15 protein-coding genes are annotated in these 24126 nt (G+C 70.8%); 8 read left to right on the top strand and 7 right to left on the bottom strand.

The window, feature by feature from the left end:
* Window positions 1-86 precede the first annotated feature (86 nt).
* Together PGB26_RS13170 and PGB26_RS13165 are read right to left on the bottom strand one after the other, a co-directional pair.
* The gene (locus PGB26_RS13170) at window positions 87-1505 is read right to left on the bottom strand and encodes an aminopeptidase P family protein (RefSeq protein ID WP_271638106.1); all 1419 of its coding nucleotides are present in this window, start codon (window positions 1503-1505) and stop codon (window positions 87-89) included.
* A gap of 37 nt (window positions 1506-1542) precedes the next feature.
* A complete protein-coding gene (locus PGB26_RS13165) occupies window positions 1543-2568 on the bottom strand; it encodes an endonuclease/exonuclease/phosphatase family protein (protein WP_271638105.1) in 1026 nt (341 codons plus the stop codon).
* A 54-nt stretch (window positions 2569-2622) separates the two neighbouring features.
* Between PGB26_RS13165 and PGB26_RS13160 the strand changes: the two genes are divergently transcribed.
* Window positions 2623-3498 (top strand): PHP domain-containing protein, encoded by an 876-nt coding sequence (locus tag PGB26_RS13160; protein WP_271638104.1) that lies wholly within the window; start codon window positions 2623-2625, stop codon window positions 3496-3498.
* Between the two features lie 113 nt (window positions 3499-3611).
* Here the strand turns inward: PGB26_RS13160 and PGB26_RS13155 are convergent, their stop codons facing one another.
* Window positions 3612-5132, bottom strand: coding sequence for a DEAD/DEAH box helicase (locus tag PGB26_RS13155; RefSeq protein ID WP_271638103.1), 1521 nt, complete (start codon window positions 5130-5132; stop codon window positions 3612-3614).
* A gap of 163 nt (window positions 5133-5295) precedes the next feature.
* Between PGB26_RS13155 and PGB26_RS13150 the strand changes: the two genes are divergently transcribed.
* Window positions 5296-6006, top strand: coding sequence for a ferritin-like fold-containing protein (locus PGB26_RS13150; protein ID WP_271638101.1), 711 nt, complete (start codon window positions 5296-5298; stop codon window positions 6004-6006).
* Between the two features lie 37 nt (window positions 6007-6043).
* Here the strand turns inward: PGB26_RS13150 and PGB26_RS13145 are convergent, their stop codons facing one another.
* The gene (locus PGB26_RS13145; protein ID WP_271638100.1) at window positions 6044-6331 is read right to left on the bottom strand and encodes a hypothetical protein; all 288 of its coding nucleotides are present in this window, start codon (window positions 6329-6331) and stop codon (window positions 6044-6046) included.
* 1 nt (window position 6332) lies between these two features.
* The gene (locus PGB26_RS13140; protein ID WP_271638099.1) at window positions 6333-6557 is read right to left on the bottom strand and encodes a DUF3107 domain-containing protein; all 225 of its coding nucleotides are present in this window, start codon (window positions 6555-6557) and stop codon (window positions 6333-6335) included.
* A gap of 150 nt (window positions 6558-6707) precedes the next feature.
* Here PGB26_RS13140 and PGB26_RS13135 point away from each other — a divergent pair, with 150 nt between their 5' ends.
* Both PGB26_RS13135 and PGB26_RS13130 read left to right on the top strand, forming a co-directional pair.
* The gene (locus tag PGB26_RS13135; protein WP_271638098.1) at window positions 6708-9974 is read left to right on the top strand and encodes an ATP-dependent helicase; all 3267 of its coding nucleotides are present in this window, start codon (window positions 6708-6710) and stop codon (window positions 9972-9974) included.
* A gap of 2 nt (window positions 9975-9976) precedes the next feature.
* Complete coding sequence (locus tag PGB26_RS13130; protein WP_271638097.1) at window positions 9977-13453, top strand: ATP-dependent DNA helicase; 3477 nt, start codon at window positions 9977-9979, stop codon at window positions 13451-13453.
* Here the strand turns inward: PGB26_RS13130 and PGB26_RS13125 are convergent.
* Window positions 13399-14781 (bottom strand): hypothetical protein, encoded by a 1383-nt coding sequence (locus tag PGB26_RS13125; RefSeq protein ID WP_271638096.1) that lies wholly within the window; start codon window positions 14779-14781, stop codon window positions 13399-13401. The genes PGB26_RS13130 and PGB26_RS13125 overlap by 55 nt on opposite strands.
* 102 nt (window positions 14782-14883) lie before the next feature.
* On the opposite strand from PGB26_RS13125, the gene nudC reads away from it, so the two are divergent.
* Window positions 14884-15864, top strand: coding sequence for an NAD(+) diphosphatase (nudC, locus tag PGB26_RS13120; RefSeq protein WP_271638094.1), 981 nt, complete (start codon window positions 14884-14886; stop codon window positions 15862-15864).
* Window positions 15861-17585 carry an ATP-dependent helicase gene (locus tag PGB26_RS13115; RefSeq protein WP_271638093.1) on the top strand — a complete coding sequence of 575 codons (1725 nt, stop codon included), beginning with the start codon at window positions 15861-15863 and terminating at the stop codon, window positions 17583-17585. The genes nudC and PGB26_RS13115 overlap by 4 nt, the downstream gene beginning before the upstream one ends.
* Window positions 17586-18435: 850 nt before the next feature.
* On the opposite strand, the gene PGB26_RS13110 is transcribed toward PGB26_RS13115, so the two are convergent.
* Window positions 18436-19851, bottom strand: a complete 1416-nt coding sequence (locus tag PGB26_RS13110) for a zinc-dependent metalloprotease (RefSeq protein ID WP_271638091.1) — start codon at window positions 19849-19851, stop codon at window positions 18436-18438.
* A 118-nt stretch (window positions 19852-19969) separates the two neighbouring features.
* Here PGB26_RS13110 and PGB26_RS13105 point away from each other — a divergent pair, with 118 nt between their 5' ends.
* Both PGB26_RS13105 and PGB26_RS13100 read left to right on the top strand, forming a co-directional pair.
* Window positions 19970-21061: a YlbL family protein gene (locus PGB26_RS13105; protein WP_271638090.1), complete on the top strand. Its 1092-nt coding sequence runs from the start codon at window positions 19970-19972 to the stop codon at window positions 21059-21061.
* Between the two features lie 118 nt (window positions 21062-21179).
* Window positions 21180-24095 carry a UPF0182 family membrane protein gene (locus PGB26_RS13100; protein ID WP_271638089.1) on the top strand — a complete coding sequence of 972 codons (2916 nt, stop codon included), beginning with the start codon at window positions 21180-21182 and terminating at the stop codon, window positions 24093-24095.
* The last annotated feature ends 31 nt before the right edge of the window (window positions 24096-24126 follow it).

Here is a 24126-nt window from a genome sequence, read left to right as displayed (position 1 = left end):
GCGCGACGCAACTCTCGCGTCGGGAGAGAACTCGCGGCTGATCGAGAGGTCCGCGAGTTCTCGCCGTCGTCGACGGATGGCCTCGCTCAGCCCTTCAGCCGCGCGATCCACGCCTCGACGTCGTCCGTCGTGCGGGGGATGTCAGCCGAGAGGTTCACGGCACCGTCGGCCGTCATCAGGATGTCGTCCTCGATGCGCACACCGATGCCTCGCAGCTCTTCGGGCACGGTGAGATCGTCGATCTGGAAGTACAGGCCCGGCTCGATCGTGAAGACCATGCCCTCTTCGAGCACGCCGTCGTAGTACATCTCCCGCCGCGCCTGTGCGCAGTCGTGCACGTCGATGCCGAGGTGGTGCGAGGTGCCGTGCACCATGTACCGACGGTGCTGGCCGCCCTTGTCGGCGTCGAGAGCCTCTTCGGCCGACACAGGCAGCACGCCCCATTCGGCGGTGCGCGTGGCGATGACCTCCATCGCGGCTTCGTGCACGCTGCGGAACTTCACGCCCGGCTTCGCCGCGGCGAATGCGGCGTCCGCGGCCTCGAGCACGACCTCGTACACGCGGCGCTGCACCTCTGAGAAGGTTCCGTTCACCGGCAGGGTGCGGGTGATGTCGGCGGTGTACTGGCTGTCGACCTCGACGCCGGCGTCGATGAGGATCAGGTCTCCCGGCACCACCGCGCCGTCGTTGCGCGTCCAGTGCAGGTAGCACGCGTGGTGGCCCGATGCGGCGATGGTGTCGTAGCCCTCCCAGTGCCCGTCGCTGCGGGCGCGCTGGTGGAACACGCCCTCGACGATCCGCTCCCCGCGAGGGTGGGCCACGGCGCGGTCGAAGTCGCGGATGATGTCGTCGAATCCGGATGCCGTGACGGCCACCGCGTGGCGCATCTCGGCGACCTCGAACTCGTCCTTCACGAGACGCAGCTCGGAGACGAAGCGGGTGAGCTCCTCGTCGGCGTCGACGACGAGGTCATCGTCTCCGGCGACGAAGGAGTCGACGTGAGCGGTCGCGACGTCGAGGTCGGCGGCGACGCCGGCGAGCGACGGGCGCGGCCCGATCCAGAACTCGCCGATCGTGGCATCCGAGTAGAACTCGCTGGTGGTGCGGTCGGCGCGCTCGCGGAAGTAGAGGGTGATGTCGTGGCCGTTCTCGGTCGGCTCGAAGACGAGCAGCGAATCGGGCTCGGACTCGTTCGCCCATCCGGTCAGATGCACGAAGGCCGAGTGCGCGCGGAACGGGTAGTCGGTGTCGTTGCTGCGCTGCTTGAACGATCCGGCCGGCACGACGAGGCGCTTGCCGGGGAAGGCCGCCGACACCTTGGCGCGGCGAGCGGCGGCGTACGGCGCCTGGGCGCGTGCGGCGGGCATGGACTCGGGGCGATCGGCCCACCCGGTCGAGATGGTGTCGAGGAATCCTCGGGGGAACGGCTGCTTGCGGGGGTTCTTCTCCGCTGCGACAGTCTCGGCGGGGGTCTCGACGGCGGCGTCGGTGTCTGCGCTGGTCATGCATCCATCCTCTCACCCGTCGCGGACACGATGCCCGCTACCGGCCGGCCCGCTCCAGCTGTGCGATGACCGCCCGGTGGTCGCTGCCGCCCGACTCCTCGAGCACGAGGGTTCCGGTGGCCTTCCACTCCGGGCTCGACATGATGTGGTCGATCGGAGCGCCGGCCAGGCGCGGGAGGTCAGCGGGCCATGTGCCGATCATGCCGTTGCCGGTGCTGGCCGCGGCATCCACGCAGCGGCCCATGGTGCCGCCCTCCGAGCCGAACGACGCCATGTGATCGAGGGTCGCGTTGAAGTCGCCGGCGAGGATGAACTCGCCCTCCGGGCACTGGTCGGCGATCCACTCCAGATCCGATCGCCACTGCGACATGGCGTCTTCTCGGGGGGCCACGGCGTGCACGGCGACGATGGTCGGACCGGTGCCGTCGACCGGCATCGCCACCGCACTCGGCACGGACCCGGTGTTGCTCGAGCCGTCTCGCGACGAGTCGATCACCGAGTACGCCCCGAGATCGGCCGAGATCAGGATCGTCGTCTGCCAGGCCTGCGGGCCGTCGGGCACGTCGGGATGGATGTTGACATGGTGCACCCACATCGGACGGCCCGCGTCGCGCATCATGATGGCGATCTGCTCGCCGACCTCTTCAGACGTCTCGGGCAGCGCCACGAAGTCGATCTGCCGATCGGTGATCACCCCCGCGATCGTCTCGGCCGACACTGCCGCACCCGCCGTGTTCCACGACAGCACGCGCACCGCCTCATCGGTCTTCTGCGGCAGGGAGTCGGAGCCGTATCCGCGCATGGCGCCGATCACGCCGATGGATCCTGCTCCGATCAGCGACAGGATGAGGATCGAGGCCGCGAAGCCGCGCATCGGCCGCGCGAAGAGCAGCAGCGCGGAGACCAGCGCGACGCCCAGGAACGCGGCGCCGAGCGCTGCCCTGGAGGCGATGATCTGGGTGATCGGGAAGGTCAGCTCGAGGTGGAAGAACTGCGGCCACACCAGAATCGCCGTCGCGATGGCGAACAGCACGGTGAGGAGGATTCCGACGAGTCGTAGCATCGCCCGAAAGCCTAGAGGAGACGGCTGAGCCGCCGCTGGCGGTACCCTCGGAGGATGACCACAGGCCCCTCCGCCCGCTTCCGGGGACCGAGCGACCTGCACATGCACTCCAACCACTCCGACGGCACCGAGCCGCCCGCCGAGGTGATGCGTCAGGCGCACGCCCACGGCATCCGCACCGCCGCCCTCACCGACCACGACCGCACGACCGGCTGGCGGGAGGCGGGTGATGCCGCCGTCTCGCTCGGCATGACGTTTGTGCCCGGCATGGAGTTCTCGGCCAAGCACGAGTGGCGCAGCGTCCACGTGCTCGGCTATCTCTTCGATCCCGATGACCCCGATCTCGTGGCCGAGACCGACCGCATTCGCAGCGACCGGGTCGGGCGGGCGGAGCGCATCGTGCGCAGCATCGGCCGCGACTACGACCTCGGCTGGGACGACGTGCTGGCGCAGACGACTCCGGATGCCACGGTGGGGCGTCCGCATATCGCCGATGCGCTCGTGGCCCGTGGCATCGTCCGCGATCGCACGGAGGCGTTCGACGGCATCCTGCATCCGCGCGAGGGCTACTACGAGCCGCACTACGCTCCGGACCCGCTGACGGCGGTGCGCCTGATCACCAGCGCCGGGGGAGTGGCGGTGATCGCGCATCCCGTGACCGCGGGGCGCGACCGCATGATGCCCCTGTCGTACATCGAGCGGCTGATCGGCGAGGGGCTCGCCGGCTTCGAGGTCGACCACAGGGAGAACACCGCAGACGGCAAGCGGCTGCTGCGCGACATCGCCGCCCGCCACGACCTCATCGTCACAGGATCCAGCGACTACCACGGCGGCGGGAAGCCCAATCGCCCCGGAGAGAACACCACGGCCGACGAGATGGTCGCGCGCATCGTCGAGCGGGCCACCGGCACCGCGCCACGCACACCCTGATGCCGCAGGCTCCCGAGAAGCGCCCGTCGCGGGCATCCGGAGCAGGCGCATCCCGCCGGAACGTGGTCGAGGCCCCTCCTGCCGAGCAGGAGAGGCCTCGATGAGCTGATGCGTCAGGCGCCGCTGGGAGCCGCTCCGCCGCTGCGGCGGCGACGGCGCCGGCGCTGCGGGGCGGGCTTGCCGTCACGGTGCTCGGTGGTGGCGTCGCCGTCGTGCGTGCCCGCGCCGTCGGCTTCGCGTTCTGCGGCGGAGGACGAACCGGATGCGTGCTGCTCGGCGCCCTCGACGCCCTCGGCGAAGGTCGACCCCACCTTGTCGCCGCCGGAACCGCGACGACGGCGCCGGCGCCGCTTGGTCGTGCCGTCATCGGTGCCCTCGGCTGCGGCATCCGCCGCCTTCTGCGGCTGACGCTGGCGACGCTCGGATGCCGGCTTCTCGGCCTTCGGGGCCGTGACCAGACGTCCCTTGGTGCCCTCGGGGATGTCGAGGTCGGTGAACAGGTGCGGGCTCGACGAGTACGTCTCGACGGGTTCGGGCTGACCGAACTCGAGCGCACGGTTGATCAGGGCCCACTTGTGCAGGTCCTCCCAGTCGACGAACGTGACCGCGATGCCCGTCTTGGCGGCGCGGCCGGTGCGGCCGGCGCGGTGCAGGTAGGTCTTCTCCTCGTCGGGAATGGTGTGGTTGATGACGTGCGTGACGTCGTCGACGTCGATGCCGCGCGCGGCGACGTCGGTCGCGACCAGCACGTCCCTCTTTCCGGCCTTGAACGCGGCCATCGAGCGCTCGCGCTGCTCCTGGCCCATGTCTCCGTGCACGCCGCCGACGTTGAAGCCGCGGTCGCCGAGCTCGTCGACGAGCTTCTGCGCGGCGCGCTTGGTGCGCGTGAAGATGACCGTCTTGCCGCGGCCCTCGGCCTGCAGGATGCGGGCGATGATCTCGTCCTTGTCGAGCGAGTGCGCCCGGTAGACGATGTGCTTGATGTTCGCCTGGGTGAGCCCCTCGTCGGGATCGTTGGCGCGGATGTGGATGGGGTTCGACATGAACCGACGCGCGAGCGCGACGATCGGGCCGGGCATGGTGGCCGAGAACAGCTGGGTGTGGCGCACCGGCGGCACCTTCGAGAAGATCTTCTCGATGTCGGCGAGGAAGCCGAGGTCGAGCATCTTGTCGGCCTCGTCGAGCACGACCTCGGTCGCGTTCGAGAGGTCGAGCAGGCGCTGGTTGGCCAGGTCGATGAGGCGGCCGGGGGTGCCGACCACGATCTGCGCGCCGGCCTTCAGCTGGTCGATCTGACCCTCGTAGGCCTTGCCGCCGTAGATGGCGACCACGCTGGTGGAGCGGTTGGACGTGAGCAGGTCGATGTCCTCGTACACCTGCACCGCCAGCTCGCGGGTCGGAACCACGATGAGCGCCTTGACGCCGTGCTCGGGGTTCTGTCCGAGGCGCTGCACCACGGGGATGCCGAAGCCGAACGTCTTGCCGGTGCCGGTCTTGGCCTGACCGATGATGTCCTGGCCGGGAAGGCCCAGGGGGATGGTCTGCTCCTGGATGGGGAAGGCGTCGACGATCCCCTTCGCGGCGAGCGCGTCGACGATGTCCTGATCGATTCCCAGATCAGCGAATGAAGTCACAGTGTTCTCTTGCCTGTCCGGCGCGAGCGCGGAGTGTGCCACGCGGGCGCCTCGTAACGGATCCACGCCGTCTCAGTGCATGCCACAGGCGCGGGGCCCTGCTCCGATGGCAGGACGGGACAAGCCTACCGGAGTACTGCCCCGCGCCCAGTAGTCTGGGCTCGTGGTCAACTGGTTCTGGAAGCGCAGGCCTCAGCGGCGCACTCTGAAGCTGCGCAGTCGCGGCGAGGCGAGTGGCACGACCCGTGTCGACTTCGCCGAGCTCGCCCCCGAGCTGAACCGCTTCCTCGGGCAGGCGGCCTACCTGCAGCTGGGGTACTTCGAGACGCTCAGCCGCGGCATCCGCGGAACCCAGGAACTGGCGCGCAAAGAGGCGCTGTCGCGCGCCGCCGGCGCCGCTCTCGACAAGCACCGCGGGATCGTTCAGGTGATCTCCGAGCTCGGCGACGACCCGACGCAGGTCATGCTGCCCTTCCGTGAGAATCTCGACGAGTTCCGCCGCAAGACCATCGGCGAGCGGCAGGAGGAGACCCTGCTCGCGGTGTATCTCACCGCCGGCATGCTCGACGACTTCTACCTCGCGCTGGCCGGCAGCTACGGCGAGACCGGCGAGCGCGTCGCGGCGATCCTGCGCGAGGACGACCGTGGCGGTGAGATCGTCTCGATCATCCAGCAGACGATCGAGAGCGACGATGAATGGCGATCGCTGCTGTCGATGTGGGGGCGCCGCCTCGTCGGCGACACCCTGCTGGTGTGCCGCGACGCGTTGCGTCCCGGCCGTCTCGTCGCAGACGATCAGCGGATCGAGCCGGTGTACACCGAGCTGATGGGTGCGCACGCCAGGCGGATGGATGCCATGGGGCTCGCCTCGTAGCATCCGGAATGGTCACCGCATCCGGCGGCTGATCGTCTCAGATGCCGAGTGCCTGCTTCTCGACGGCGTCGCGGCGCGTGCGCTGCGACGTCAGGACGAGCGTGGATGCCGTCGCCACCGCGATGCCGGCTGCGATGCTCACGACCCAGAGCCAGACGTCGCCCTCGCCGACACCCGCCCACTGCATGATCGTGTAGGCGGCGGCGGTCGTGGCGGTCGCGATCGCCGGCGTCACGGCGACGCCGCGCAGCTCCCGCCGCGGCAGCACGAAGTGCAGGGCCACGCCCAGCGAGCACGCCGCGATCAGGGCGAGCAGGATGTACATGTCAGGCGAAGAAGCCGACGCGGCGCGACTCCTCCGTGCCCAGCTCGATGTAGGCGAGGTTCGCGGTCGGCACGATGTACGAGCTTCCCTTGGCATCCGTGAGGCTGATGTGGCTGGCGTTCTGCTCGAGAGCCGAGACCACCTGCGCGCGCACCTCGTCAGCGGTGCTGGAGGTGTCGAAGCTCAGCTCACGACCGGTGTTGATGATGCCGATGCGGATTTCCACGCGATCTCCTCAGGTTGGGCGAACACGGGCAACTCTACCGGCTGGTCCGACGCCGGGCCGGTGGTCGGCGTCGATTTCGCCCTGGGCGCACAGCCGTGCCAGGGCCCGGCCGCAGCGCTCGGTGTCGGCGGGCCGCTATAGCGTGGAAGCATGATCCCGGATGCCGCTCAGCTCGCCGTCGTGAAGGGGGATGCCACCGCATCCGGCGTCATCATCGGCGCCCCCGGCACGGGCAAGACGACCGCGCTGATCGACCGTGTCGTGCATCTGCTCGCGACGGGCATGTCCGCCGATGAGGTGCTCGTGCTCACCCCCAGCCGTCAGGCGGCCACGGCGCTGCGCGACCGGATCGGCGTGCTCATCGACCAGGCGACGCCCGGCCCGCTGGCGCGCTCGCTCGGGTCGTTCGCCTTCCAGCTCGTCCGCGGTGCCATGGTGCACGCCGGACACGAGCCGCCCGCGCTGCTCACCGGCGCCGATCAGGACCGCATCCTCGCCGACCTGCTCGCCGGCGACGCGGAAGACGGCGTGCGTCGCTGGCCCGACGCGCTGAGCCCGGCCGTGCGCGCCTCGAAGGGATTCCGCTCCGAGCTGCGCGCCTTCCTCGCCGAGTGCACCGAGCTGGGCATCCGGCCCGGTGAGCTCGCCGGCTCCGGGCGCGAGGTCTGGCGCGCCGCCGACGACTTCCTCGCCGAGTACCGCGACGTGATGGGCGGCATGCGCGTCGCTCACCGGGATGTGCCCGAGCTGCTCGCCGAGGCCACCGCCATTCTGCGCACCGCTGAGCCCGTGGCGCTCGGACCGCTGGCCCGGCTGCGCGTCGTGCTGATCGACGACGCGCAGGAGCTCACGCGCGGGGGAGTGCGACTGGTGAGGGCGCTGCGCTCGCGCGGCGTGGCGGTGCTCGCCTTCGGCGATCCCGACATCTCCTCGGGTGCCTTCCGCGGGGCCAGCCCGCAGCTGTTCGCCGAGCTCGCACGCGTGCTCGGCGACGTGCACGTGCTCGACACCGCGCACCGGCAGAGCCCGGCACTGACCGCGCTGACCCGCACCGTCACGCAGGCCATCGGCGTCGCCGGTCGGGTCGACCACCGCCGCCCGCCCGACGAGACCGACGGCGCGGGTGTGCGCACGCTGATCGCGCCGTCACCGCACGAGGAGGTCGACCGCATCGCGGGCGTACTGCGCGACTGGCATCTCAGCGACGGGATCCCGTGGAGCCGCCTCGCCGTCATCGCGCACGACACGCGCCAGATCGTCATGCTCGAGGCCGAGCTGGCCGCCCGCGAGGTGCCGACCAGAGCGGCAGGCGTGCCGCGTCCGCTGGGCAGCGAGGCGATCGTGCGCGAGATCGTCGAGATCGTACGGCTCGGACTGCTGCCGCCGCAGGAGCGGGCCTCGGACGTGCTCGCCGAGACGCTCACCTCGCCGTTCGGAGGCCTCGACGCCGTCGGCCTGCGCCGGCTGCGAGCGCGCCTGCGCCACGTCGAGCTCGAGCAGGGCGGGTCGACACCGGCGCGTGAGCTGCTCAGGGAGGCGATGCAGTTCCCGCATCTCTTCGACCGGGTCGACGCGCCGGAGGCGAGGATCGCGCAGCGATTCGCCGAGACGCTGCGGATGCTGCACGACGAGGGCACGGCGGGTCGCACGATCCACGAGCTGCTGTGGCTCGTGTGGGACCGTGCGCGCTCGATCGGCGGCGGCTCGCTGCAGGCCGCGTGGCGCGCGGCGGCGGATCAGGCGGGAGGCGCGGAGATCTCCCGCTCGCTCGACAGCCTGGTGGCGCTCTTCGACGCCGCGAAGCGGTTCGTCGAGCGCTCGCCGCAGGAGAAGCCGGCGCTGTTCATCCGCGACATCCTCGACAGCGAGGTGCCCGAAGACACCCTCTCCACCCCCGACCGGCCCGGCCTCGTGACCCTGCTGACACCGGCGACCGCGCTCGGCGCGGAATTCGAGGCGGTCGTGGTCGCCGGCGTGCAGGACGGCATCTGGCCGAACGTCCGCCTGCGCGGCGGAATGCTCGAGACCTGGCGGCTGGACGAGGCCGTCTCCGCCGCGCGATCCGGTGAGTCTGAGACCGTGCCCGGCGTGCTCGATCGCCGCAGAGCGGCGCTGCACGACGAGCTGCGGCTGTTCGTGCGTGCCGTCTCGCGTGCCCGCACTCGGCTCGTCGTGACGGCGGTGGACGACGACGACATGTCGCCGAGCCCCTTCTTCTCGTTCCTGCCGTCCCCGCCGCCCGCTGAGGAGGACGAGGTGCGCTTCGCGCACCCGCTGACGCTGCGCGGGCTCGTCGCGCGGCACCGGCGCACCCTGACGACCTCGACCGATTCGGCCGAGCGTGCCTTCGCGGCCGGACAGCTGCGGATCCTCGCCGAAGAGGGCGTGCCCGGCGCGCACGTCGACGACTGGTACGGGGTCACCGAGACCTCGAGCGCGGCGCCGCTGCGCGATCTGCAGGCGGCCCCCGTGCGGGTGTCGCCCTCGCGCCTGGAGGCCTTCGAGGAGTGCGGGCTGAACTGGGTGGTGTCATCGCTCGGCGGTGACAGCGTCATGCCTCCCTCGGCGGGGATCGGCACGATCGTGCACGAGGTGATGGAGAAGGTGCCCGACGGCGACCCTGAGGCGATGCGGGCCATCATCGACGAGCACTGGCCGGAGTTGGATTTCGAGACGGCGTGGATCGGTCGGAAGGAGCGCCGCCGCGCCGATCTGTACGTCGAGCGGCTGCGCTCGTATCTGGGCGAGGTGTCGAGGGACGGCGGTCGGGTGGTCGGCGCGGAGGCGCCGTTCCGGTTCTCGGTCGATCTGGAGACCGGCGCCGTACTCGGCGCCGCCGACACCGGCGCCGCCGGCGCCGGCGCCGCCGGCGCCGCGGTGAGCGCACCCGCCCACGTCGCGGACACGAGTGCGGGCCCCCGACAGTCGACGCCGCTGGCGCTGGTGAGCGGTGTCATCGACCGGGTCGAGGTGTACCCCGCCGGGGCGGGCGAGCACGACGCGGCCCGCGGGCAGAAGTGGGAGCGGATGAGCGGAGAGGGCGAGCGAGTCGTCGTGGTGGATCTGAAGACCGGGAAGTACGAGCCCGACACCGAGGCGAACGTGCGCGAGCACGCGCAGCTCGCCGCCTACCAGATCGCGGTGCAGCAGGGGCTGATCGAAGGAGCACCGGCGGAATCGCTCAGCGGCGCCCGGCTGGTGGTCGTCTCGAAGACTGTCGGCAAGGCGCAGTACCGCGTCGCGCATCAGCACACGCTCGGCGACGAGGCGCGCACCGCGTTCCTGCAGCGGGTCGTCGCCGCGGGCCGCGGAATGGCCGCCAGCAGCTTCACCGCACAGGTCGAGGCGCACTGCGCCGACACCCAGGTGCGGGTCTCGCCCTGCCACATCCACACCGTCCCGGCGGTGAGCGCATGACCATGAGCGGCACCCTCGCCGGCACGGCCACGATCTCTGCCGAGACCATCGCCCTCGCGCTCGGCCTTCCCGTGCCCACCGAGGCTCAGCAGCGCGTGATCGAGGCGCGGCCGACGCCCGCGCTCGTCGTCGCGGGGGCGGGCAGCGGCAAGACCGAGACGATGTCCGGGCGCGTGGTCTGGCTCGTCGCGAACGGCAGAGTGCGCCCCGACGAGGTGCTGGGTCTGACCTTCACGCGTAAGGCGGCGGGGGAACTGGCCGAGCGCATCGGCCGGCGGCTCGAGATGATCGACCACTTCGCCCGACGCGGGCTTCTGCCGCACCTCCCCGAGATCGTCGCCGACGACGCGCTGCGGCGCGTGCACGTCGCCGTCGCCGGCCCGCAGCGCGACGCGGTGCGCGTGCAGGTGCTCGACGAGCTCGCCGAGCACTACGGCACGGGGTGGGACCCCCGCACGCCGCGCGCGGCGGAGGATCTCCTCATCCGCCCCCGAGTATCGACCTACAACGCCTTCGCCGACGGCATCGTGCGCGAGCACGCCGCGCGCATCGGACGCGATCCGGAGGCGGCCATGCTCAGCCAGTCGGCTTCCTGGCTCATCGCCCGTGCCGTCGTGCTGCGTGCCGACATCCCCGATCTCGAGGAGATCGACCGGTCTCTCGGCGGAGTCATCGACGCGGTGCAGAGGCTCGCCGCCGAAGTGCTCGATCACCGTGCCGACCTCGATGCGGTCGAGCGCATCGCAGCCGAGCAGGCGGCGGCGTTCGAGCCGTACCGCACGAATCGCGACGTCGACACTGCGGCGCTGAACCTGCGCAGCATTCCCGTGCTCGCCCGCCTCGTGCGCGACTACATGGCCGAGAAGCAGCGCCGCGGCGTGCTCGACTTCGCCGACCAGGTCGGCGGCGCCTTCGACATCGTCGAGAGCGCGCCCGACGTGCGCGCCGACCTGCGCGAGCAGCATCGGGTGGTGCTGCTCGACGAGTATCAGGACACCTCTGTCATCCAGACCCGGTTTCTCGCCGCGCTGTTCCGCGACAGCGCGGTGATGGCGGTCGGAGACCCGCACCAGTCGATCTACGGCTGGCGTGGTGCGAGCGCCGACAACCTCTATGCCTTCAGCCGCGCGTTCGCCCACGACCACGCCGCGACGACGTACAGCCTGATGACCAGCTGGCGCAACGACACGCGCATCCTCGATGTCGCCAACCGCGTGCTCGAGCCCCTCGCACGCGCGGGGCTCGACGTGCCGGCTCTCGAACCGCGCCCGGCCGCAGGGCAGGGCCGCGTCGAGGTGCTCTTCCCGCACACCGTCGACGATGAGGCCGAGCAGGTCGCCGAGTGGTTCGCATCGCGACGCCGCGAGCACGAGCAGTCGGATCCGGATCACGCTCACACCGGTGCGATCCTGTTCCGGTCGAAGCGACACATGCAGACCTTCGCCGCCGCGTTGGCGCGTCAGGGCATCCCGCACCGGATCCTCGGGCTCGGCGGGCTGCTGTCGACGCCGGAGGTGGTCGACGTCGTCTCGATGCTGCGGGTGATCCACGACCCGACGGCGGGTTCCGCTCTCATCCGTCTGCTCGTCGGGCCCCGCTTCGCGATCGGCGTCGCCGACATGGCGGCGCTCTACGATCTCGCGACCGCGCTCGCCGGGCGCGACGCCGATCTCTCGCCCCTCTCCGACGAGGTGCAGCAGCGGCTGCGTGCGTCGCGCGGCGCCGACGAGGCCGTGTCGATCGTCGACGCCGTCGACTTCCTGCGCGCCGCTCCCGACGACTACCGTCTGATCGCGGCGATCAGCCCGGAGGGCCGTCGACGGATGCGGGCGGCGGGGGAGATCCTCGAACGGCTCAGGCGCTCGGCCGGCCTGCCCATCCCCGAGCTGATCCGCCTGATCGAGCTCGAGCTGCGACTCGACATCGAGCTCGCGGCGAACGAATCGCGCGGACCCGCGCGGGTCGCCGCGACCCAGCTGCGCGCCTTCGCCGACGAGGTGCGCGCGTTCCTCAGCGCCGACGACCGCGGAACGATCGGAAGTCTGCTCGCGTGGCTCGATAAGGCCGAGAGCACCGATGAGCTCATGCCGCGGCCCGAACCTCCCGAGCCCGGCGTGGTGCAGCTGCTGACGATCCACGGGTCCAAGGGGCTCGAATGGGACGCTGTGGCCGTCGTCCGGCTCGTCGACGGAGAGCTGCCCGGGCGTCCGCAGGACACGGCCGGGTGGTTCGGATTCGGGGTGGTGCCGTTCGCGCTGCGCGGCGACCGCGACGCGCTGCCCGTGTTCCGCTGGGATCCGCAGGCCGAGATGGATGCCGCGGGCGACGTCCCCGCGAAGCGGCACAAGGCCGCCCTGGACGCGCTCGCCGCGGGCGTGACGAAGGCGTACCCGAACGGCGGCGCGCTGCGCCGGTTCAAGAACGAGTACCGCGACTACCAGCAGCAGGAGGAGCGCAGACTCGCCTACGTGGCGTTCACCCGCGCGCGCAGCGATCTGCTGCTCTCCGGGGCGCACTGGGCCGGTCAGGTGAAGCCGCGCCAGGCCAGCCCCTATCTGCTCGACGCGCTCGACGTGCTCGGTCTCGACCCGATCGAGGGCGTCGACCCCGACGACAACCCGTACGACGGTCCCGGGATGACGCGCTCGTGGCCGATGGACCCGCTGGGCGACCGCCGGCCGCGGGTCGCCGCCGCCGAGCAGGAGGCGCGCGCAGCCCTTGCCCGTGCAGAGCGGCCGGAGCCCACCGACCAGCTCAAACGGCTGCTCGCCGAGCGGGCCGAGCGGCTGCAGGGCGCCGCCGCCGAGGTGCCGACGCGCGTTCCCGCGTCGCGGTTCAAGGACTGGGTCACCGACTACCGCGGCACGCTGCGCGACCTCGGACGTCCGATGCCCGAGCGGCCCTACACGCAGACCCGCATCGGCACGCTGTTCCACGCGTGGGTCGAGCATCGCTCGGGTCTCGTGGGTGCGAGCTCCACCGTCGAGAGCGCGCTCTGGGAGCTCGATGACGAAGGTGCCGACGCGGCGCCTGCGACTCACGTCGGCAGTGACGACAAGCGCGCCCTCGACGAGCTGCGGGCGGTGTTCGAGCGCAGCGAATGGGCTCCGCTGCAGCCGATCGCAGTGGAGATCGAGATCGACTTCGCGTTCAGCGGAGCCCAGGACGCGGCCGAGGGTGGCGGACACATCGTGATCTGCAAGCTCGACGCCGTCTACCGCCGTGAGGACCGCGGCGGACGCATCGAGATCGTCGACTGGAAGACCGGCCGCGCACCGCGCACGGCCGCCGAGCGCGAGGAGCGGATGCTGCAGCTGGCGCTGTACCGGCTCGCGTACCACCGGCGGTTCGGCGTGCCGCTGGAGGAGATCGACGTGGCGCTGTTCTACGTCGCCGACGACCTGGTCATCCGCGACGACCGGATCTACTCAGAGTCGGACCTGGTCCAGCGCTGGAGCGCCGCGCGGGCGGCCCGCTGAGCCTCGTCCGAGTCCGTCTCGGCGGATGCCGGCTGATCGCTGCCCGCAGCGCCTTCGGCATCCCGTGCCGACGTGCCGTCGTGCCCGTCGTGGGTCGGCCCGCGCACGCCGGCGACGTCCGTGAGATCCTGCGTGGGCTCATCCCACGATGCATGACCCGAAGCGGTCGGTGACTCTGGGTGCTCGTGGCCGTCCGCGCGGAGTGATCCGGTGGCGGTCTTCGGGTCCGCGTGCTCGCGGTCGTCGCCCGGCTCGTCCGCCTCGGCGTCGTGCCAGAGATCCTCGGGGCGGTAGGCGTCGGTCTGCATCGAGGTGTCGATGTCGCTCGAGGCGGTGGCGGGCACGCGGTCGAGCACGTCGAGAGCCGAATCCACACCGCCCGTGTACGTCGCGGCCGCGCGCAGGTCGTCGGCGCGCAGACCCGAGCTGAGCGAGTCCAGCAGGGCGGCGGCGTCATCGACGATGTCGGGCCGGCGCAGCTCGTCGCCGTGCACCAGCCAGCGCGCGAACTCGAGCTCGGCGTGCAGGCGGGCGCGCGCCTGCAGCGCGTCATCGGCCGCGCGCTGCGACGCAGCCGTGTAGGCGGCGAGAACATCGGCCGCAGCATCAGGAGCACCGGAGAGCCATCCCAGATCTTCTGCGGGGTCGCCGACGGCGAGCCCGCGCCAGCCGAGCACCGCCACCACCTGCGGACCGTCATGGGGGTCGTCCTCGAACAGGAACGAGAGGGCCTGGATGCCGCCCAGCGTCACGGCGCTCTCGAAGCGCCACAGGGCGTCGTCGGCGACGGCCCCTCGCCATCGTGCGCTGAGACGTGCCGGCACCCGTCCGGTCGCCGACGCGCGGTCGACCAGCTGCTCGGTCTCGGCGCGCACGGCGGCTGCGTCACGCACACTCAGCCCGGCGGCACGCACGACCGACGGCGGCAGGGCGTGCACCGCGGCGATCGCCTGTCCGACCGACACGGCCGCGCCCCGCCCGGCGGGAAGGTGCGCGGCCTCGACCTGGAAGCCGGGCATGAGATCGGTGACGAGCGCGCGCGCCTCGCCGACCCGTGTCTCTCCCATCGCGGTGGGCACGCGGAAGGGCAGGATCTCCCTGGCTCCGGCCGTCAGCGCGCGCAGCGCGAGCGCCTCCTCCGCCAGCTCGACGGCGGCCGCGTCATCGGCGGCGACCCGGATGACGAGTTCGCTGCCGTCGGCGAGCGTGGCGATGGCCGAGTCGAACCTCCCGTCGCCATCCGCGGTCAGAGCGCGAGCGCCGGTGACCTCCGCCCCGGGCACAGCGGCCGTGACCGCCGCCACTAGAGTGAAAGGAGAGCGTGCCATGCTCCCCAGCGTAGGTCTGCCCCCGCGCCCTTGGCGTCCACGCCACGCGAGTGCCGCGGCAAACATCGCTTCCGGGAGGGCCGCACGAGAGCAGGAGGACTCATGAGCACCAGGTCCGACATCCTCGACAGGGCGGCTGATCTGCGCGCTGAACCCGGCGTGATCGAGCGGCTGCGCGCCGTGGAGGGAACCAGGGTGGTCGTCGTGCGCGACCGTCGTCTGCGCGTCGCGGACCGGGCCGTCGTGCGGGTCGACGCGGGTCAGGTCGGCGAGGCCGATTGGGCTCTGCTGGGACGGGATGCCGATGGCGCGCCCCTGCTCCTGGCATCCGTCCCGCCGCAGACCGAGAGCATCGATGCGGCACCCGAGGAGACGTGGCTGGGGCTGCGCGAGGTCGGCGGTCTGCTCGGTCCGTTCGAAGCGGAGATCTTCGTGACCGCCGTCGCGGTCGCCGCGTGGCTGGTCGACGTGCGTCACTGCAGCCGCTGCGGAACCGAGCTCGAACTCCGCAGCGCCGGATGGTCGCGGCACTGCCCCGGATGCGACGCACAGCACTTCCCGCGCACCGACCCCGCCGTGATCGTGGCGGTCGAGAGCGCCGACGGTGAGCGGCTGCTGCTGGGTGCCAACGCCGCGTGGCGCGGCACGATGTACTCGTGCTTCGCCGGATTCGTGGAGGCGGGGGAGTCGATGGAGACGACCGTGCACCGCGAGCTCGCGGAGGAAGCCGGGGTTCGTCTGCGCGAGCTGCGCTACATCTCGTCGCAGCCCTGGCCGTACCCGCGCTCGCTGATGGTCGGATTCCGCGCCGTCGCCGCCGATGAGAACGTGAGAGCCGACGGTGAGGAGATCATCGACGTGCGCTGGCTGACGCGTGCCGAGATCGGGAGCTCGCTCGACGGCGAAGGGCCCGTCGGCCTGCCGAGCCGATCGTCGATCGCGCGCAGGCTCATCGAGGACTGGTACCGGGCTGGCGAGAAGCGCGGTGCGCTGAGCGAGCGCAGCGAGCGGTGCGCTGAGCGAGCGCACCGAGACGACGGGGCGAAGTGCGGTGCGCTGAGCGAGCGTAGCGAGTCGAAGTGAGCGCACTGGACGCACTCGACGAGCGCCAGCGGGAGGCCGCCTCGGTGCTGCGCGGACCCGTGGCCGTGCTCGCGGGAGCCGGCACGGGCAAGACGCGGGTCATCACGCACCGCATCGCGCACGGGGTCGACACCGGCGCCTACTCGCCGCAGCGCGTGATGGCCGTCACCTTCACCGCGAAGGCCGCGGGAGAGCTGCGCGGGCGCCTGCGCGCACTCGGCGTCGGCGGGGTTGCCGCGCGCACCTTCCACGCCGCGGCGCTCAAGCAGCTGAACTTCTTCTGGCCGACGGTCGCGGGCGACTCCGCTCCGTCGCTCATCGACAACAAAGTCCGGATGCTGGGGCAGGCTGCCGACGCGATGCGTCTGCGTCCCAGCACGGCGACTCTGCGCGATATCGCAGCCGAGATCGAGTGGCGGAAGGTCTCGATGCTGTCCATCGAGCAGTACGCCGAGCTGCAGCGCCCGATCAGCGGCATCCGCCCCGAACAGCTCATCGAGCTGCAGACCGCCTACGAGGCGCTCAAAGACGAACGACGCCAGCTCGACTTCGAGGACGTGCTGCTGGCCTGTGCCGGGATGCTCGAAGCCGAGCCCCGCGTCGCGGCGGCCGTGCACGAGCAGTACCGGCACTTCACCGTCGACGAGTTCCAGGACGTATCGCCTCTGCAGAATCGCCTGCTCGAGCTGTGGCTCGGCGATCGACGCGACATCTGCGTCGTGGGCGACGCCAGCCAGACCATCTACTCCTTCGCCGGGGCGCAGCAGCGCTACCTGCTCGAGTTCGAGCGCCGGTTCGGCGATGCCACGGTCGTGCGGCTCGAGACGAACTATCGCTCCCGTGAGCCGATCCTCACCGCCGCGAACGCGCTGATGAAGGGGCGGCCAGGGGCGCTGGCCCTGACGCCCGCCGGTGCGCCGGCCGGCGACGACGAGCAGCCGACCGTCACCGCGTACGACAGCGAGACCGACGAGGCTGCGGGCATCGCCGACAGCATCGTGAGGCGCATCGCCGGGGGCGCGGTACCCTCCGACATCGCCGTGCTCTATCGCGCGCACGCGCAGTCGGCCGTGCTGCAGCAGGCGCTCGCCGCGCGAGGTGTCGCGACGAGCGTTCTCGGCGGCACGCGTTTCTTCGACATGCCCGAGGTCCGGCAGGCGGTGCTCGCACTGCGCGGCGCCGCGGTGGCGCCGACCGATGCGGGATTCCTGCCGACCGTGCGCGACGTGCTGCGCGGGCTCGGCCTCACCGACGAGCCGCCGCAGGCCGGCGGTGCGCAGCGGGACGGGTGGGAGGCGCGCCGGGCGATCCTGCGGCTGGCAGAGGAAGCGCCGCCCGGCACGACGCTGCGCGTCTTCGCCGACGAGCTGATGGCGCGCGCGAAGGATCAGCACGAGCCGACGCTGCAGACCGTCACCCTCTCGACGCTGCACGCGGCGAAGGGCCTCGAATGGCCGCACGTGCTGCTGGCCGGGTGGGCCGAGGGCTCGCTGCCGATCTCGTACGCGACGACGTTCGAGAACATCGACGAAGAGCGACGTCTCGCCTACGTCGGCATCACGCGGGCCGCGCGAACGCTGGCGGTGTCGTGGGCGCGGTCAGCGGGACGAGGGGAGCGGTCTCCGTCGCGCTTCCTGGCGGAGATCGGAACGACAGCTCGAGGCACGGGCATTCTGCGTGATGTCGCACCGACCTCCAGGCGTGCCGTCCGTCAGGGCTGACCCGCACCATCAGCCCCGCCGAAGGTGTGGGAGTACGGAGGATGCGGGCCACCAGCGATGCGGCGTGCGCGATGCGCGCCGAGGTCACCTGAGTGGTGGTGCCGACGAGCTGGGCATGCAGGCGCGGCCAGGCGGGGTCGCGGTCGCGCTCGTGCGCATCGCGACACGACAGGCAGGGCGTGCGCCCTGGAACGACAAGTGGGCCCACGACCGCGGCGTCCTGCTCGAACCCGATGGGCAGATGCGGCAGATCATCGCGCAGGAAGCGGGCGAGCTGCAATGCGGCCGCGGCCCCGCCGACCATCACCACCGCCACCGCACCGGGTGAGCGCGGATCGGCTTCGTCGAGACCCTCGTCGACCAGCGACTGTCGCAGCCGTTCCTGTCCCCGGCCGTCTGCGACGTTGACGGCATCGGTCCAGAACGGCGGCGCCGGCAGCGCATCCTCGACGAGCAGCGGACGCAGGATCGTCAGCATCCGCCTCGCCTCACCGCGCGGCGCGCCGACGCCGTGCGCGACGACGTCGAACGAGCTGAGCCGGATGCCCGCGCGCAGCCGGTTCAGCAGCGGCTCGACCCAGGCGCCCGAGACCTCGAGGCGCACGACGTTCTCGAGCCCGAACTGCACGGTGTCGGCATCGCGCCAGAGCAGCGGATAACGCGGGTCCAGACGGGTCAGTGTCGTGGGCGTCATCGGGCTCATGACCCGATTGTGTCCCGCCGCGCCCCGCCCGCGGGGCGGAGAACGGCCATCTGTGGACTGATCGTCCTTTCACCGCGATGTGCAGGATCAGTTCCCGCAACTGCCGACCGGCGCGCCGCCGGACGGAGATGGCGGACAGCGTCGGCGTCAGACGGGACGGTCTCCTTCGGGGCGGTCTGGCTCATCGTCCACGGCGTCGTCAGGGGAGGTGCTGTTGGGGGCGTCGCCCTCGGGGGTGTCCTTCCCGAACTCCTCTCCGTCGAGCAGGCGTGCGAGCGCCTCGTCGAGCTCGTCCGCCACGGGCGTCTCGCCGCGCTGCAGAGCCTCGAGGCGTGCGATGAGCGCCGAGGGGTCGTCGATGTCCGAGGCGAGCGGCATGATGTCGGGGTAGTCCCAGAGCGCATCCCGCGCGGCGACGCCGACGGCATCCGTCACCGCGCGCCACATCGCCGATGCCTCGCGCAGGCGCCGGGGCCGGAGCTTGAGTCCGACGAGCGCACCCAGGGCGTCTTCGGCCGGCCCGCCGACCGCGCGACGGCGGCGGGCGGCCTCCGCCAGGCGTGCACCGTCGGGCAGACGCGAGGTCGCCTCCTCGGTGACCACGTCCACCCATCCGTCGATCGTGGCGATCAGGTTCTCAAGGCGCGACAGTGCCTCGCGCTGCGCGTCGGTCTGCGCCGGCAGCAGGGCGCCGCCCTCGATCGCCGCGCGCAGCTCTTCCGGGTTGGTGGGATCGAGGCGGGACGCCAGGTCGTCGAGCACCTCGACGTCGACCGTCACCCCGCGTGCGAAGTCGGTGATCTGAGAGAGCACGTGCAGGTGCAGCCACTTCGCGTGCCGGTACAGCCGGGCGTACGCGAGTTCGCGCACGGCGAGGTACAGCGCGATCTGGTCTTCGGGGATCTCGAGTCCCTCACCGAAGTCGGCGATGTTCTGCGGGATCACTGCGGCGGTGCCCGGCGGGAGCACGGGAATGCCGACGTCACCGCCCGAGACCACCTCGAGCGAGAGCCGGCCGAGCACCTGACCGAACTGCGCGGCGAAGAGCGAGCCACCGAGGCCCCGCATCAGCTGGCCCGCACCCTGCACCATGCTCTGCATCTCGGGCGGCACCTGCGTCTCGAGCGCGCCGGTCAGGGCATCCGCGATCGACGTAGATACCGGGTCGGCGATCTCCTTCCAGACCGGCAGGGTCTTCTCGACCCATTCGCCGCGCGTCATCGCCTGGGGCGGCGCGGCGAGCTCCGAGATCGTGGTCGCCTCACCGAGCCAGAGGTTCGCCAGAGCGAAGGCATCCGCGAGCGATGCGCGGGAACCGTCGGCGATGCCCAGACCGTCGCGATTGGCGATGTGCAGCGCGCGCTGCTTCGCGCTCTGCCACGGATCGCCGCCGAACATGCCCTGCAGCTGCGCCATGAGCCCCGACATCTGCGCCGGGTCCATCGACATCCCGCCCATTCCCGACAGGGCGTCGCGCAGCGCCTCCGGGTCGATCTGCCCACCCGACATCATGCGCCGGAGCATCTCCTCGAAGTCGGACGGATCCCGATCGTCATCTGCCATGCGATTGCCCTCTCAGCATGCCCGTAGCGTGTGCGCTCTACGCTAGTCACACGATCCTGTGCTCGCCCCCGATGCGCGCGGATCCCTGTACGCCGCTCGCGAACGCCCCGGAGGTTCCGTGTCATCACGCCGCAGCAATGGCACGGTCACCGGCATCGTGGCGCTCAGCGTCGCGCTGGTCGCGCTGGTCGCGCTGACCTTCGTGCCGACGCCGTACGTCATCCAGCGCCCGGGGCCGGTGTACGACACCCTCGGCACCGCCCGCAGCGCCGACGGCGTAAAGGTGCCGCTGATCGAGATCGAGGGCGCCGAGACGTATCCGACCGGCGGCACGCTCGATCTGACGACCGTGCAGGTCATCGGCAACCGCGAGCGCACCCCCACCTGGTTCGAACTGGCCGTGGCGTGGACCGATCCGACGCGTGCGGTCGTGCCGATCGACACGGTCTTCCCGCAGGGTCTGAGCTCCGACGAGCGCGATGAGCGCAATGCCGCTCTGATGGTCGACTCGCAGCACGAGGCCACCGCGGCGGCGCTCACCGAGCTCGGCTACGACGTCGGCGCGACCGTGCGGGTGGTCGAGACGGTGGCCGACAGCCCCGCCGACGGCGAGCTGCGCGCCGACGACCTGGTCCTCGCCATCGACGGCGAGGCGATCGACTCGGCGACCGCGCTGCGCGATGCCATCCAGCAGGCCGATGGGGCCGAGGTGACGCTCACGATCGAGCGAGCCGGGCAGGAGAAGACCGTCTCGGTGACGCCCGAGAAGTCCACCGACGCCGCAGGCGACGAGGTGTGGCTGATCGGCATCGCCCTCACCACCGACTACGACTTCCCGATCGACGTGCGGCTGCAGCTCGACAACGTGGGCGGCCCGAGCGCCGGGATGATGTTCGCGCTCGGCATCATCGACACGCTCACACCTGGCGAGCTCAACGGCGGCGAGGATGTGGCCGGCACCGGCACGATCGACGCTGCGGGCACCGTGGGGCCGATCGGGGGCATCCGGCAGAAGCTGTACGGCGCGCGCGACGCGGGCGCGACCGTCTTCCTCGCACCGGAGGGCAACTGCGACGAGGTCGTGGGCCACGTGCCCGACGGGCTGAAGGTGTTCCGCACGGGCACGCTGCAGGAATCGCTCGACATCCTCGAGGTCGTCGCCGAGGGCGGCGACGCATCAGCGCTTCCCGTCTGCACCGCGAAGCGCTGAGCTGCCGGGCTGTTCCCGGGCCGCGGATGAATTCCTGAGCCCCGCGGATGGGTTCCTGAGCTCGTCGAAGGACGCCGATCCGGGGCCGCGTCATAGGTGGCCTGCCTAGGATGGAACGGTGACCTCGACCTCAGCGCCGCAGCCGGCCACGCCCAGCACATCACGACGGATACTCGCGATCTCGGTGGCGATCATCGCTGCCATCATCGCGGCGTTCTTCGTGTTCTCCTCGCTCTACACCGAATTCCTCTGGTTCGACCAGCTCGACTTCGCCTCCGTGCTGACCACGCAGTGGATCGCCACCGCGACCATGTTCGTGGTGGGCTTCCTCGGCATGGCGCTGCCGATCTTCCTGTGCATCCAGCTGGCCTACCGGCTGCGTCCGGTCTACGTGCGGCTGAGCTCGCAGCTCGACCGCTACCAGGAGGTCATCGAGCCGCTCCGCCGCCTCGCCATGTGGGGGATGCCCGTGTTCTTCGGCGTGTTCGCCGGCTTCGCGGCCGCGGGCAACTGGAAGACCGTGTGGCTCTGGGCTAACGGCGTGACCACCGACACCCTCGACCCGCAGTTCGGCGTCGACACCGGCTTCTACCTCTTCGCGATGCCGTTCTACTCTGCACTGCTCGCGTTCGCGTCGGCCGTGCTGCTGCTCTGCCTCGTGATCACCGCTCTCGTGTCGTACCTGTACGGCTCGGTGCGCATCGGCCAGCGCGAGCTGCGCATCTCGAAGCCGGCGCGCATCCAGCTCGCGGTGCTCGCGGGCCTCTACCTCGCAGTCCAGGCCGTGAGCCTGTGGCTCGACCGCTACCTCACCCTCGTGCAGCCCGAGGGCCGCATCACCGGTGCCGCCTACACGGGCGCCAACGCGACCATCCCCGGGCTCGCGATCCTGTCGATCATCGCCGCGGTCGTCGCCGTGCTCTTCCTCGTGACCGCCGTGATCGGCCGGTGGCGCTTCCCGCTGGCGGCCACGGCGCTGTTCGTCGTCGCGTCGCTCGTCGTGGGCATCGGCTACCCGTGGGTCGTGACCACCTTCCAGGTGAAGCCGAACGAGAACGCCTATCAAGCGGAGTTCTACGAGCGCAGCATCGAGAGCACGAAGGAGGCGTACGGCGTCGCCGACATGGAGGTCACCCCGTTCGCCGCGGCGACCGACACCGAGCCCGGTCAGCTGCGTGAAGACGCCGAGACCACGGCATCCGTGCGAATCATGGATCCCGCGATCATCAGCCCGACCGTGCGCCAGCTGCAGCAGTACCGCTCGTACTACCAGTTCGCTCCCGAGCTCGACGTCGACCGCTACGAGATCGACGGCAAGTCGCAGGACACCGTCGTCTCGGTGCGCGACCTCGACCTGACCAAGCTCGGTGGCGGCGACAGCTGGAACAACCGCGCCGCGGTGTACACCCACGGCTACGGTCTCGTCGCGCTCGCCGGAAACCAGCGCACGAGCGACGGCGAGCCGGTGTTCCTCGAGCAGGGCATCCCCACCTCGGGCTTCCTCACCGAGACCGAGAAGTTCCAGCCCCGCGTGTACTTCGGCGAGTCGTCGCCGGAGTACTCGATCGTCGGCGCCCCGGAGGGCACAGACCCGGTCGAGATCGACTACCCGCGCGGTGAGGACGGCGCGAGCGACACCAAGACGACGTTCGACGGCGACGGCGGTCCCCGCATCGGCAACACCTTCGTCAAGCTGCTGTACGCGATGAAGTTCCAGTCCGAGCAGATCCTCTTCTCGAACCTGGTCAACTCCGAGTCGCAGATCCTCTACGACCGCGACCCGAAGACCCGCGTGCAGAAGGTCGCGCCCTATCTGACCCTCGACAACGACCCGTACCCGAGCGTCGTCGACGGTCGGATCGTCTGGATCGTCGACGGCTTCACCACGAGTGCCACTTACCCGTACTCGAAGACGGTGAGCCTGCGCGACGCCATCGCCGATTCCCGCACCCCGGCATCGGTCGTCTCGTTCGACAACATCAACTACATCCGCAACTCGGTCAAGGCGACGGTCGACGCGTACGACGGCTCGGTGAAGCTGTACGCGTGGGACGACGAGGACCCGATCCTCAAGGCCTGGCAGAAGGTCTACCCGACGACGGTCGAGCCGATCAGCGAGATGTCGGGCGACCTGATGAGCCACGTGCGCTACCCGACCGACCTGTTCAAGGTGCAGCGCGACGTGCTGGGCGTCTACCACATCGACGACGCGCGCTCGTTCGCCCAGGAGGACAACCGCTGGCAGACGCCCGACGACCCGCGCGCCAAGGACCGTCTGCAGCCGCCGTACTACCTGTCGATGAAGATGCCGGGTCAGGACGAGCCGCGCTTCTCGATGTTCTCGACCTTCATCCCCGCCTCCGCGCAGGGTGAGAGCCGCGAGGTGCTGATGGGCTACCTCGCCGTGGACTCCGACGCCGGCAGCAAGAAGGGCGAGAAGTCGGAGGGCTACGGCAAGCTGCGCCTGCTGGAGATCGATACGAACACCACGGTTCCCGGCCCCGGACAGGTGCAGAACACCTTCGACTCCGACACCGAGATCGCCAACAAGCTGAACGTGCTGACCCTCGGCAAATCCGACGTGAGGTACGGCAACCTGCTGACCCTGCCGGTCGGCGGCGGCCTGCTGTACGTGCAGCCGGTGTTCGTGCAGTCGTCGGAGGGCACCAAGCTGCCGAACCTCCGCAAGGTGCTGGTTGCATTCGGTGATCGTGTCGCGTTCGAGGACACGCTCACCGAGGCGCTCGACGTGCTCTTCGGCGGCGACGCGGGAGCTGCGGGCGGTGACGACGACGTGGAGCCGACCGACCCCGGCACCCCGGCCGATCCGGATGCCCCGACCGAGCCGGATCAGGGCAGCACCCCTCCGGCCGGCGAGACGCTGACGGCGCTCGAAGAGGCGCGTGCGGCGCTGTCGGCTCGAGAGGCCGCGCTGAAGTCGGGTGACCTCGAGCGGTTCGCCGCCGAGGACAAGAAGCTGACGGCCGCCATCGAGAAGCTGCTCGCCCTCGAAGAGGAAGCCGCGAACGGCTAGAACCGGCGTCATCAGAAGGAGGGCATCCTGC

It is taken from the genome of Microbacterium sp. nov. GSS16 (assembly GCF_028198145.1).
Classification (GTDB): Bacteria; Actinomycetota; Actinomycetes; order Actinomycetales; family Microbacteriaceae; genus Microbacterium.
Note: the sequence above shows the minus strand (reverse complement) of the source record. Positions and strands in the feature narration are given on the sequence as shown.